The sequence below is a fragment of the Holdemanella sp. MSK.7.32 genome (genome assembly GCF_024460475.1).
In the GTDB taxonomy this organism is placed as follows: domain Bacteria; phylum Bacillota_I; class Bacilli_A; order Erysipelotrichales; family Erysipelotrichaceae; genus Holdemanella.
Genome location: NZ_JANFYN010000055.1, coordinates 1 through 12478, shown reverse-complemented (window position 1 = coordinate 12478; position 12478 = coordinate 1). Strand labels below are relative to the sequence as shown.

The following is a 12478-nucleotide window of genomic DNA, read 5'->3' as shown; positions in this document are numbered from 1 at the left end:
ATCAGGAGGCGATATTTATGAAGTACTATCCAATGTTTGATTTATTTGATGATTTCTTTACAGGAAACACAACCAGTGATGTCATGAAGACAGATATTGTGGAAAAAGATGGAAACTATGAAATGAGCATGGAACTTCCTGGAGTTAAAAAGGAAGATATCCAGATGGAATTGAAGGATGGATATTTGAAAGTAACTGCTACGCATGGTTCAAATACAGAAGACAAGGATGAAAAGGGTCGTGTTGTTCGTAAAGAACGTGTTAGTGGATCTTATTCAAGAAGCTTCTATGTTGGTGAAGGTATTCATCAGGAAGATGTTAAGGCATCCTTTGACAATGGTGAATTGAAAATCGTTGTTCCTAAGGAAGCACCTAAACAGATTGAAGAAAACAAATTTATCCCTATTGAATAAGGTATCAGGAGGCGATATTTATGAAGTACTATCCAATGTTTGATTTATTTGATGATTTCTTTACAGGAAATACAACCAGTGATGTCATGAAGACAGATATTGTGGAAAAAGATGGAAACTATGAAATGAGCATGGAACTTCCTGGAGTTAAAAAGGAAGATATCCAGATGGAATTGAAGGATGGATATTTGAAGGTTAGTGCTACGCATGGTTCAAATACAGAAGACAAAGATGAAAAGGGTCGTGTTGTTCGTAAAGAACGTGTTAGTGGATCTTATTCAAGAAGCTTCTATGTTGGTGAAGGTATTCATCAGGAAGATGTCAAGGCATCCTTTGACAATGGTGAATTGAAGATCGTTGTTCCTAAGGAAGCACCTAAACAAGTCGAAGAAAATAAATTTATTCCAATTGAATAACTACAAGAATGCACCTATATGGTGTATTCTTTTTTAAGGGGGAAATTATGAAGATAGAGGTAATAAATGAAAAGCGTTTAAATCATATTCATTATTGTAGAGTGCATAAAGAGAATCAACGGCTATCGGGTTCTTTTTGGGTTCCTTCCAAATCAAAATCTAAGAATAAGAAGATGTTTAGTTTTGAATTGAATGATAGTGATTTTTTGGTTTGCGATCCAGAACATATTTTTAAACAAAAGATTTCAGGGAATAAGCCTAGTGAATGTATTCTAAATTTGATGAATATATTGATTCAAGAGGATATGGAGTTTCTTCAAAAATTAGAAATGAAACTTGAAAGAATAGAAGATCAGTTAATGTCGCATACGGGATCTCATTATGAGTCGCAAATCTTTGAAATGAGGAAAACGATAAGTGCTTTTGATTCGTATTATGATCAGATGATTGAAGTGGTACAAAACTTGCAGGAATTTTATAATGATACACATTTTGAAACACTAGAGAAAAGACTAACACGTCTATCGAATGTCACGGATCGTTTGGCAGAGTATTCTATGCAACTTCGCGAAATGCATCAGACACAAGTGGAGATGCGTCAGAATCAAATCATGCAGTTTTTAACGATTGTAACAACCATCTTCATGCCACTCACTTTAATTACTGGATGGTATGGCATGAATTTTAAGGCTATGCCGGAATTAGATACTTCCTATGGATATTTCATTGTGATAGGAGTTTGTATATTGATCATTATTTTAGAAGTGATTTACTTTAAAAAGAAAAAATGGTTTTAGCTATAAAAAACGCTTGTTTCAGTGTATGATTTTGGTAGAGAGCAGGTGTTTGTATGTCTGTGAATATTCGTATTATGCAGAAGGGTTTCTTTCGTAGAAAAAAGTTTATAATCGATGATTTAGTTAAAATGTCTCACTTATCTTTTGGGGTTATGGATGGAAATTGTCAATTAATTCCAAATCAAATAGGGGATCATACGATCTTGTTTGATCGCAAATATCTTCAAAGAGGGATTGAAATCTATATTCAAAATCATGATATTTGTTTGAATTTAAGTCTTCCTACAAGTATGGATGAAATTCAATTGTTTTATTATTTAGTAAAAGTATATTGTGAATATATGGATACCACTGAATTTGTGAAAGACGATTGGCTAATGGACATAAAGGATATCGATTTGCAGATGGTATATGATAAAAGAACGAGTGCCGATGCACTTATGGACTTGAAGAGTAAATTATCGGATCATAAGTATTTTGAAATCTTTGGCATTCTTCATCCAATTTCAATTGGGGAAAATGAATTGAATGATTTTGGTACAGATTTAGATTTGTTTGGGCAATATCTACATAATCAACAAGCTTTGGATGCATATTATGCCACGCCAAGAATCTATAATGCACATGGTAGAAGAATTGGTATGTATGCATTAGGAGCTGATATACTAACGATTCTTCCCGTAGAGCCATATGTGGTATTGAATCAAATTGAGGGAATAGAAGAGTGGTATGTATTTATGAATGACAGCCTTGTGAAGTATCGTGATTTAATGAGCTTCATTAAAAAGTTTGATTATTATGATGCCAATCATAGAATGGTATGTTTATCGAAAGAAGATATTTCAGAGGCTTTAAATACACTCGCTATACAAAAAATATGAGCAGCTAATCAAATAGCTGCTCATTAACTGTATCTAGCGTTCCTTGAAAGAAATCATTTTTTCCTCCACCACGAACTTGATGTCTTTCTTTGAGTTGTAAGAATATGTCTTTAGAGTTGGTCATAAAACGATAATTATCTTTTTGTTTAGAAACAAGTAAAACATAGTTGTCGCTAAAAGATACAAGCTTATTGTAGTAATACAATTGTGTATCTCGATCGAGTTCATCACATAGAACGATTTGGTTTTCTTTATGTTCGATAATTAAGTGATCAATCATCTCTTTATTTAATTGTTTGATTCTTTGTTTCAAAGCATAATTATCATCTAATATGCGTTGTACATTGGATGATAAAGCATCAATGCTTGAAGACAATTGATTTGAGATTTGAATAGACTGATCATGTTTTAAGACATAGTCTTCATAGGCAAGTTTTCCACATAGGAAGAATAGGCGTGTGCCTTTTTTGATCTTCATCGATTTAATGATTTTAAACAATCCCACTTCAATCGTACTTTTTACATGGGGTGCGCAACATGCGCATAAATCTACATCTTCAATTTCGACAAGGCGTGGTTTGGCTAAGTCAAGTTTGGCTCGATATTCAATGTTGGAATAATCCTCTAAGTAATAGGTTTTAACAGGTTTATTTGAAAAGATGACAGAATTCACTAAAGCTTCAATTCTTTTAATTTGATTATTATTTAAATCCATCGCATAATCAGCTGTAATTTCATTGTATCCTAAATGAAATCCTACATTATCCACATGAAATTCTTTGTGCATTAAACCAGAAAGAATATGTTCTCCTGTATGATGTTGCATATTGGTGTAGCGATGAGTCCAGTCAATAATACCTTGTACATCCCCACTTAATGCAGAATGAGTATAATGATGAATTTCATCATTTATGATTTGTACATCCACTACTTCAATGCCATTCAACGTTCCTTTGTCACATGTTTGTCCACCTTCTTCAGGAAAGAAAAGCGTTTGATCCAAGATGATGTCATATAATTCATTCTTTTTAACACATGAAACAACATGGGCATGAAATGTTGTTTGGTAGCCTTCTTGTTCGTATAGTTTTAAAGTCATATATATCACCGGAATTAATCATAGCATAAGTGATATAAACTTTGACAAATAATTAAAAACATATTAGACTTATATGGTTTGAACAAAGATGTTTTGCTTCCCAACCATCTTTAAAAAAACAGGAGGGTAAAAAATGAATAGAATTAAAACGGAAGTTAAAGAAGTGAGTGTATTACTAAGAAGTATACCTTCACTTACGATGACACTTTTTATTGTTTCGGTCATCACTATGAATCTTTTGGCAAACAAAAGTATTAACTTGCCATTTAGCTTTATGGCACTAGATTGTGGAATTGTGGTAAGCTGGCTTTCATTCTTATGTATGGATGTCATCACAAAACATTTTGGCCCTAAAGCTGCAACACAAGCATCACTTGTAGCGGTGTTGGTGAATTTAGGTATGTGCCTAGTCTTTTTCTTGGCATCAAAGATTCCTGGTGTATGGGGTGAATCCTATGTAGAAGGATCAGAAGCCATTATTAATGGGGCATTAGACGGAACAATTGGTGGTACTTGGTATGTACTATTTGGAAGTACAATTGCGTTTATTGTTTCTGCCATTGTGAATAACTATACGAATTCCATGTTAGGAAAGATTTCTAACAACAACAGTAACTTTAAATCGTATGCATTCCGCTCTTATGTATCTACGGGTATTGGTCAGTTTTGCGACAATCTAACGTTCGCATTGATTGTGTCACACCAATTCTTTGGATGGACATTGGTACAATGTGTTGTGTGTGCCTTTACAGGTATGATTGTAGAAACACTATGTGAGGTCATCTTCTCATATCCTGGTTTCAAGATTCTACAAAACTGGAAGAAGAATAAAGTAGGTAGAGAATATTTTGAATATATGAAAGAAAGCAGTCATTAAACTGCTTTTTCTTTTGTTTAAAGTTGTTCTAATAATGCTTTTGTACAATTATAGGTGTTTAGTCTTTGCGTTGTTTCTAAAATGCCCGTTAAAATTTCTTTCGTATCTTCATCGACCAATTCCCCATTTGGCTTATAGTCAAATATGATAATCGGCTCAACAATATAAACGCCTTCACATGCATCCTCTAAATAGATTGCATAGTGTATATCATTAATTGTATATAAATACATATATTCTTCAGATTCATTGTATGCGCAAGATAGTACAGTGCCGATTGGATATTTTTGACTAAATGAAATAGAATGGTCTGAATCGTTGTTAACTAAATTTTTCTCAATGTCCCTTAAAATATTTCGCACAACATCCAAAGCTGTTTTTTGAATGATCTTTAATTCTTCTTTCATGCATTCAAACCGTAATTGATCAACAACATCTAATTCTTTGACATGGATTGGAACAACTTTGTTTTTATGATTTTTAGAATTGATTTTTAAACCAAACTTTTTCTTGTTGTAGGTATATAGATACACATATTTAATTTCATCAAAGCGACTTTCCAAAATGGTTCCAACTGGATATTCTAATTCATAAGGAAGTAGCATTGTATTTTCAATGGAATTTAAACGTTTCTTTAAATAATCTGAATGAATATTATTTTGTTCAATCAAAGCTTTATAGATTGAAGCACATTGTTGTTCGGTAAATACAATATGAGTAGCTTTATCCATGCCGAGTTTAAATTCAATAAGTTCACATATATGATTTTTAAATTTGTGGTAGTCAATACCATAAGATGTGTTATCACAATCAAATAAGTAGATGATCCATGGTTCTTCAAAAAGGATTGTTCCAGGTGTTAATTTACGTTCGTATTGTTTCTTCTTTTCTTTCGGCTTAGGTTTATTCAATTGTTTATTTACCCAATCATTTCGACAAGTACAGGATACTTCAATCAATGTGTTAATATCTAAATCTTCAAATGTATATGTGTTAGAGAAATCCATAGAGCGTGGAATGTTTTTGAATCTAAAATATTTAGAATCAGTTAAGTCACCACCATTTATACACTTATACATTTTGTATTTACTATCCTTTATATTATTGAAGTAATAGTATGATTTATTGATTTTAAAGATATCACCCTTGTGAATGGGTATTTCCATATCAAAATTTAATATAGATTTTCTACGAATATTGGCATAAGCTTTTAATTCTCTGGCAATTTGACGGACACAATATTCATCCAATTCTTTATAGATATATTGGATATTTGCAATTGGAATGACATAAGCACAATCAAATTGCACAACAGAATCTTTGTATCGAGCGTTTTGAGAATCATATACTTCATTGGTGAATATATGTTTCTCGTAAGATCTTAATGGTTTAGGATGTGTAGCACATGCATATCCATAGAGTTCATCCTTTCCTTTTTTCACAATTAAGAAAGGCCTTGTTGTGTGTCCTTCAGGAATGGCTTTTAAAGCTTTATCTGTAACTGGCATTGTGCAATATACTAAATCACCGACAGATATATGATTAAAAATATCTTCTTGCCAATCTTCATATGCATGTTTAGATTTGAATCCAATATTACAAATATTCGCACCAATCTTTAAATACTTTTCTTGTTGAAGTGTGCACTTATTCTGTTTAGTTTGTTCTTGTTGTTTATAGAATAAACTTCGGATAAATGTTTGGATAGATTTAAAATACCCCATTATTTTCTTGTTCATGTCGAGTCCCTCGTTCAAGCCAACCATATCATTTTAATTGACATTATCGATGTCTAAAACATAGATTGTTTGAAAAAGTGAATAAAACTTGTTTAAGTAATGTGATATAAACAAGTTTATATTGAACTTGTTTAAGTAATATGTTATAAACAAGTTGGATGGTGAGTAGGATGAAATATAAGTTTTCAGAGGATTTGAAGTCAATTCGAGAAATTTTAGGACTTTCACAAAGCGAATTTGCAGATAAGATTGGAGTTGAGCAGGTTACTGTTTCAAGAAATGAATTAGATGATTTAGATGCATCAGCAAATTTTTTGGAGGGTGTATATGCTTTTGCGTTTGCACAAAATCTTAAAATTAACAGATTAAAGGAAATGCTCTATCGAGATGACTTAACTCAAAATGAAAAATTACTTTTCCATGGAGCAAAAAGTGAAATAGTTGGGGATATAGACATTCATAAAGGTCGATATAATAATGATTTTGGACAAGGATTCTATACAGGTGAAAGCTATGAACAAGCTATTTCTTTTGTTTCAGGATTTGAACATTCTTCTGTATATTATTTTTGTTTTGATGACAGTAATTTGAAATGCAAGAGATATAAAGTGGATCAAGAATGGATGATGACAATTGCGTACTATAGAGGTGCACTTGATGAATATAAAAATCATCCTAAAATAAAAAAACTTATAGAAGATACAAAGGATTGTGATTATATAATTGCTCCTATTGCTGATAATCGTATGTTTCAAATTATTAATTCTTTTATCGATGGCGAGATTACAGATGAACAGTGTAAGCATTGTTTGGCTGCAACAAATCTTGGGATGCAATATATTTTTAAAACTCAAAAGTCATTGTCTCAGATTAAACCATTAGAGCGATGCTATATTTCGGTTAATGAAAAAGAATACTATAAAAATATTCGACTAGAAGAGTCAAGATTAGGAGATAATAAGGTTAAATTAGCGAGAAAACAATATAGAGGAAAAGGAAAGTATATCGATGAAATCCTAGTATAAAAGGAGGTGCGATGCATGAGGGATATAAAGAAAATAAATAGGGATGGGTTGCTTTTGTGCGAGCTTCAGGCAAAAGCTTTTGAAAATTCTATTGATAAGATGGAGTCAAGTTCAGAAATATTTATTAGGCGATTTATGAAAAGTAAGATTGCAAAAAGATTGGATAATCAATCGATTTTAGATAGTAATATTCAGGCAAATGATATTTTAACGTTAGTAGACGAAGAATATGGTGCTACTGATTATGGTTCTGTAAAATATACGCATAATGAAATGTATTGGATTGGATATATTTATAGATATTTTTCATTTACCTACGATTTATCTTCTTCACAAGTTTACAAAATTATAAAACCAAAAGAATTGAGAGGATTGTTTTTACCATATCATACAATGGATCCATCTCAAGCAATTGAGAGAATACTAGAGGCAAAAGGAATGTTTATTGATGAAGAGACAGAGCTACAGCGTCAGTATGAAATATTCAAAAGAATAAGAATGAGTAAGAAAGATAAATAATTCAAGTGAACGGATACATTGTATATCCGTTTTTTTTACCATTTGATACGTTGGATGAAAATGGAATAAAAAAACGTATGAAAACGGTTACAACTATGATAATATGAAATTAGAAAAGGAGGACATAGTAAGATGACATTAGATTGGCTAGTTTACGTATTAGGTGTAGTAGTAGTTGTTTTCTTAGTTGGTATGTTCTTCAAGTATAAAAAGCACAATCGATATGCCGATAAATTTGAAGACACATATCCAGACGCAAAGTAAGATTATGAAAAAGAGGCAGAGAAAAAAGAATAATAAGAACGTCTTTATTCCATTGATTCCTGTTGAAATGACGGAAGAAGAGGTAAAACAAATTCTGAAAACTAGAGAGGGGGATAAATCCGAGGATAGGCGTAATATGCATCATAGTACTTGTGATGGAATTCGTGTTTCAGATGAGCTTTCTTGAATGGGGACTCATTTCTATGGTTGTTCTACTTGCGGGTGGAGCTACTTATGGGTTGTATATCCATGATTACTTACAAGAAATGATGTGTATTGCAGATATTGGATTTTTTGTGTATGCGTATGAGCAATTTAGCAAATAAATTCAAAGTCATTCGATATTTCATTAAGAATGGAATATTTAATGAAGAAAGGGCAATTGAGATTTCTAAGTTTGATTTGAATGCAATAGAAGCTTTAGTACATTCTCAATTATTAGTACAAGTAGATGGTCGTGTATATTTGGATAAACCATTGTATGACTTTAGATACAAAGAAAAATATATCTATTATGGAGAGATTATATTGTTGATCATCTTATTGATATTTGCGTTTCATGTGTCTTATTTAAAAACTACATTGTTTTGGAGACAATAATATGAAAAAGAATCGACTTCAAAGACTACAGGAAGATATGAATGAAGATCTTCAAAAATATTTAGATGAAGACTTGTTGGATACTACTCCAAAAGAAAAGAAGGAATCTACTTTCTGGATGAAGTGTGTAGCTTTATGTTTATTGTGTAGTTATGGAATTGCACAATTTCTAGGAAGAGTATTAGGTGATAAACAGGCAATAGTGCAATATGGACTTGCGGGTATAATCGTGATTTGTGCACTCGCTTTCTATATCTGGCTACGAAGAAAGTATAGGTAATGATTATGAATGATAAACAGAAAAAAATTATTGATAAATTGAATAAGGATAATGAATCATTAAATCAAGGACATAAATCCATGGTGGAATATTCTAAAGGGATGATTTGTATAGGCTTATTTGTAGTGTGTTTCTTGATTTACTATTTTTCGAAGAATATATTTTTTCTGCTTGGATTTTTATCATTTGAAATCTTTAATTCGATCTACGCAAAGAATGATAAGAAGAAGGTTGGAATTGGTATTATAGTTGGAGTTGTAATCTATATTCTTTTGGAATTGTGGATATAATCATATTTGATTGAATCCAATATAAAAGATGGACTGTTGCAGCAATGTGTAACAGTCTTTTTTGAATAGAAATTTAGTATTGAACGATTCATTGATTCATGTATTTTACGTAAGAAAATAACAAATGATACGTTTGGTTGAAAATGAATAAAAAACTGTATGAAAACGATTTCAGACATGTTAATATGAAATTAGAAAAGGAGGACATAGTAATATGACATTAGATTGGTTAGTTTACGTATTAGGTGTAGTAGCTGTTGTTTTCTTGGTCGTTATGTTCTTCAAGTATAAAAAGCACAATCGATATGCCGATAAATTTGAAGACACATATCCAGATGCAAAGTAGGATTATAGATAATAAGCTTCCAAGACTACAAGATAATATAGAAGAGGAGGTGGACCTATGAAGAAGTATGCAGCGGCATTGCTAAGTGTATTCTTGGTTTGTGGATGTTCGAATATAACACCAAATAATGAAAAAGTAGAGGTTAGTCAGGAAAAGCTAGAGAATATGACAGCCTTATATACGGGTTTTGCAGAAGCGAATGAAACTATAGATAATAAGTCGAAGATTGGTGTATGGGCCTATTATGAGGATGGTACAAAAGAATTCATTACGGAAGGCTGGACTATCAAAAAGCCTGTCACATTAGAAGCTGGAAAGACTTCAGAGGTTACTGTTGAATTTCAAGGCTTAGAAAGTACGATTTCAGTGGAGTGCAGTGAAGTGGATGAAGCATCCTTTAAGGCAGAGTCACAATCACCGGATCAATCGGATTTAGAGGTTACACATTCTAAGTGGTATGGAAAGAAATTGACATATACAGGAAAAATCATAGCTCGTGTAGATGATAAAGATTTTAGAGGATATATGATCAATATCTTTGATGATAAGTCTTATGTTTGTGTGCTTGATTACAATAAAGAATTTGATTTTAAAGAAGGTCAAACTGTCACATTCTGGGCATATGGGCTTGGGCGTGTGGAATCCAAAGGATTGTTTGGAAAAGAGATAAGTTGTATTGCGTTTAAGGCAAAATATATGGAAGAAGTATAAGTGCGTATTTGAAGAATTGAAAATGGTAAGGAGGCCAAACTTATGGATTTAAATGAATATGTTAAATTTGATGATTCTTGCAGACAATTTGAGATTGTTACTGGAACACAGGGAAAATACTCTTATGATGATGTGATAAGAGTATCTGTTTTAAATGAAAAGGCAAAATATAAGGGAAAAGGAATTCCATTTACAGCTGTGCTTCCAGGTGGACCATTACCATCTGGCTTATTACAGAATCCATATTTGTATGTTGGAGTAAAGATTGTTTTAAAGAATGAAACTGTATTAGCTATTTATGTGTCGAAAGAAAAGACAATGGTCAATACAGATCAGTACATACAAGATCGTAAGATTGCAAAGAAAATAGAGGAGATGATTAAAAATGTGTGTGAAATTTCATGATGAAGAAAAAAGATTAGAAGTAAATGGTGGAGCGAGTTGTTTATATAATGATATTCAAAAGCTTTCCATTCAAAACGAAGATGCAAATTTCAAAGGTAAAACAAAACCATTTACACATACAATTTTAGGTGGAGCTACATTTATGGCGGGTGCAGTAGAACCAATGATGTATGTTGGTATTAAAGTTGTTCTAAAAGATAATAGTGTATTACCAATCTATGTTTCCAAGGAAAAAGTGTTATTTAATAGTGATAAGTATTTTAATGATGTCAAAGAAGCCAATGATATATTAAAAGAATTGGAAAAAAGATTGCAATCTTAAAAGTGCTGCATTCTAGGCATAGGGTGTAACAAAAAAATTGAAGAATCGACATTAAGTATAAAGAAAGTAAGGTGAAATAATATGCGGAATCGACAACAAGTTAAAGAACAAGCTAAACAAATCATGAAAAGAAATTATTGGAAGATGTTTGTGGTTACGTTGATCGCATCAATATTGACAGGTGAAAAAACAACCATTATTGAAAGAGTACAAGACTTTACTTCAAACAATCTTTCTTATGATTCTCAGCCTATATTTTATTCATCTAATTTTGAACTTATATTTTATTCATTCATTTCTGTTGCCAGTATTCTTGGAATCCTCTATACAATCTTTATTGGTAATGTCATCGTAGTTGGAAAAAATGGATATTTTATTAAGAATCATGATGAGAATCCTGAACTTGGTGAAATCTTTAAAGGGTTCAAGGGTAATTATTTAAATGTTGTAAAAATCATGTTTTTAATGGATTTAAAAACCCTACTATGGTTGTTACTATTCATAATTCCCGGATTTGTTAAGGCTTACGAATATTCTATGATTCCATACCTATTGGCAGAAAATCCAAATCTTTCGGCTGATGAAGTCTTCTCTTTGTCTAAACAAATGACGACTGGACAAAAGATGGATCTATTTGTCTTAGATTTATCATTTATCGGATGGATCATTCTAGGTTTAATTTGTTGTGGAATTGGAATTCTATTTGTACTACCTTATCCAGAAGCAACAAGAGCTGAAGTGTATTTAAACCTAAAAGAATCTGTAAAGATATAAAAACTGATGCTATGGAAATGAAATCTAATAGTTGGGTGAAGTGGGTAGTGAATGGTTATTGGCTGTTTCAACTTTTAAGAAGATTGTTAGGATTTCATAAACAACCAATCGAACAATATGTACTTGCAGGTATTATAAGTGTTTGTATATAGATTATTTATCCATGGTTAAAAAGAAAGGACGGTGACGCTCATGGATGATAAGAAGATTTTTGGAATCGGTATTGTAGTTGGAATTGTTCTACATAGTCTTATAAAGCTTTTATGTGGGTAATCCTATGAAAAAGAACGTGTCAGAGTTTTTCTTCAACTTTTTAGTCTCTGTTGGAGCAAGTATGGTTGCCTACTACATCTACAAATGGCTCAACAGAAACGACCGGACAACAGAGCATAAAAGAGTGGACTGACTACCCACTCTCTTTTTTTGCAAAAAAAAGGAAAACCGAGTGACTAGGTCGGTTTTCCTTAACGTGGCACAATTTTGTGATTTTTGCCTACCTGAATTATATCATGAACTTTTCAAAAGTAAACGTCCGAGACTTAGCAAAAGCTAAGTACGAGGACACATACTTATTGACTACCTTTAAATTGTATCATGTATTTTAAATCATTAATAGACTGTGTTTTTTAATTCGTACTTGTTAGAATTTTTGTATAAAGAACACTTATAAATGTCAACTTAAAAATGTACAGTTTTGATCATTTAAGAATGTACAATATT

At 31.9% G+C, this 12478-nt stretch carries 20 protein-coding genes; 18 read left to right on the top strand and 2 right to left on the bottom strand.

The genetic code is table 11. The features are described from left to right. Nucleotides 1-17: 17 nt before the first annotated feature. Genes NE544_RS10605 through NE544_RS10590 form a run of 4 tightly spaced genes read left to right on the top strand, consistent with a single transcriptional unit; the run spans nt 18 to nt 2507 of the window. A complete protein-coding gene (locus NE544_RS10605) occupies nt 18-413 on the top strand; it encodes an Hsp20/alpha crystallin family protein (RefSeq protein ID WP_003866091.1) in 396 nt (131 codons plus the stop codon). 20 nt (nt 414-433) lie between these two features. Beyond that, on the top strand, nt 434-829 hold the full coding sequence (locus NE544_RS10600; protein WP_003866090.1) for an Hsp20/alpha crystallin family protein: 396 nt from the start codon (nt 434-436) through the stop codon (nt 827-829). A gap of 47 nt (nt 830-876) precedes the next feature. Next, complete coding sequence (locus tag NE544_RS10595) at nt 877-1626, top strand: CorA family divalent cation transporter (RefSeq protein ID WP_256269308.1); 750 nt, start codon at nt 877-879, stop codon at nt 1624-1626. A 53-nt stretch (nt 1627-1679) separates the two neighbouring features. Further along, nucleotides 1680-2507 carry a DUF4299 family protein gene (locus tag NE544_RS10590; protein WP_256269307.1) on the top strand — a complete coding sequence of 276 codons (828 nt, stop codon included), beginning with the start codon at nt 1680-1682 and terminating at the stop codon, nt 2505-2507. A gap of 4 nt (nt 2508-2511) precedes the next feature. On the opposite strand, the gene NE544_RS10585 is transcribed toward NE544_RS10590, so the two are convergent. Next, nucleotides 2512-3606: an alanyl-tRNA editing protein gene (locus NE544_RS10585; protein WP_256269306.1), complete on the bottom strand. Its 1095-nt coding sequence runs from the start codon at nt 3604-3606 to the stop codon at nt 2512-2514. Nucleotides 3607-3739: 133 nt separating this feature from the next. On the opposite strand from NE544_RS10585, the gene NE544_RS10580 reads away from it, so the two are divergent. Further along, the gene (locus NE544_RS10580) at nt 3740-4483 is read left to right on the top strand and encodes a VUT family protein (protein ID WP_118325313.1); all 744 of its coding nucleotides are present in this window, start codon (nt 3740-3742) and stop codon (nt 4481-4483) included. Between the two features lie 17 nt (nt 4484-4500). Here the strand turns inward: NE544_RS10580 and NE544_RS10575 are convergent, their stop codons facing one another. Further along, nucleotides 4501-6222 carry a hypothetical protein gene (locus NE544_RS10575; protein ID WP_256269305.1) on the bottom strand — a complete coding sequence of 574 codons (1722 nt, stop codon included), beginning with the start codon at nt 6220-6222 and terminating at the stop codon, nt 4501-4503. A 170-nt stretch (nt 6223-6392) separates the two neighbouring features. Here NE544_RS10575 and NE544_RS10570 point away from each other — a divergent pair, with 170 nt between their 5' ends. The 13 genes from NE544_RS10570 (at nt 6393) to NE544_RS10510 (ending at nt 11758) form a co-directional block, all read left to right on the top strand. Continuing rightward, nucleotides 6393-7247, top strand: a complete 855-nt coding sequence (locus NE544_RS10570; protein ID WP_256269304.1) for a DUF3990 domain-containing protein — start codon at nt 6393-6395, stop codon at nt 7245-7247. A 15-nt stretch (nt 7248-7262) separates the two neighbouring features. Next, nucleotides 7263-7766 (top strand): antitoxin, encoded by a 504-nt coding sequence (locus tag NE544_RS10565; protein WP_256269303.1) that lies wholly within the window; start codon nt 7263-7265, stop codon nt 7764-7766. A 132-nt stretch (nt 7767-7898) separates the two neighbouring features. Continuing rightward, complete coding sequence (locus tag NE544_RS10560; protein WP_256269302.1) at nt 7899-8030, top strand: hypothetical protein; 132 nt, start codon at nt 7899-7901, stop codon at nt 8028-8030. 4 nt (nt 8031-8034) lie between these two features. Next, the gene (locus tag NE544_RS10555) at nt 8035-8217 is read left to right on the top strand and encodes a hypothetical protein (RefSeq protein ID WP_256269301.1); all 183 of its coding nucleotides are present in this window, start codon (nt 8035-8037) and stop codon (nt 8215-8217) included. A 16-nt stretch (nt 8218-8233) separates the two neighbouring features. Beyond that, a complete protein-coding gene (locus tag NE544_RS10550) occupies nt 8234-8356 on the top strand; it encodes a hypothetical protein (protein ID WP_256269300.1) in 123 nt (40 codons plus the stop codon). Further along, nucleotides 8331-8630 carry a hypothetical protein gene (locus tag NE544_RS10545; RefSeq protein ID WP_256269299.1) on the top strand — a complete coding sequence of 100 codons (300 nt, stop codon included), beginning with the start codon at nt 8331-8333 and terminating at the stop codon, nt 8628-8630. The genes NE544_RS10550 and NE544_RS10545 overlap by 26 nt, the downstream gene beginning before the upstream one ends. A 1-nt stretch (nt 8631) precedes the next feature. After that, nucleotides 8632-8910: a hypothetical protein gene (locus tag NE544_RS10540; RefSeq protein WP_118325318.1), complete on the top strand. Its 279-nt coding sequence runs from the start codon at nt 8632-8634 to the stop codon at nt 8908-8910. A 5-nt stretch (nt 8911-8915) separates the two neighbouring features. Continuing rightward, the gene (locus NE544_RS10535; RefSeq protein WP_256269298.1) at nt 8916-9200 is read left to right on the top strand and encodes a hypothetical protein; all 285 of its coding nucleotides are present in this window, start codon (nt 8916-8918) and stop codon (nt 9198-9200) included. A gap of 214 nt (nt 9201-9414) precedes the next feature. After that, entirely contained in the window at nt 9415-9546 is a 132-nt protein-coding gene (locus NE544_RS10530; protein ID WP_003866062.1) for a hypothetical protein, read from the top strand. 57 nt (nt 9547-9603) lie between these two features. Then, on the top strand, nt 9604-10257 hold the full coding sequence (locus NE544_RS10525; RefSeq protein ID WP_256269297.1) for a hypothetical protein: 654 nt from the start codon (nt 9604-9606) through the stop codon (nt 10255-10257). 42 nt (nt 10258-10299) lie between these two features. Next, a complete protein-coding gene (locus NE544_RS10520; RefSeq protein WP_256269296.1) occupies nt 10300-10662 on the top strand; it encodes a hypothetical protein in 363 nt (120 codons plus the stop codon). Beyond that, complete coding sequence (locus NE544_RS10515) at nt 10643-10984, top strand: hypothetical protein (RefSeq protein WP_256269295.1); 342 nt, start codon at nt 10643-10645, stop codon at nt 10982-10984. The genes NE544_RS10520 and NE544_RS10515 overlap by 20 nt, the downstream gene beginning before the upstream one ends. Before the next feature lie 81 nt (nt 10985-11065). Next, nucleotides 11066-11758, top strand: a complete 693-nt coding sequence (locus NE544_RS10510; RefSeq protein ID WP_256269294.1) for a DUF975 family protein — start codon at nt 11066-11068, stop codon at nt 11756-11758. The last annotated feature ends 720 nt before the right edge of the window (nt 11759-12478 follow it).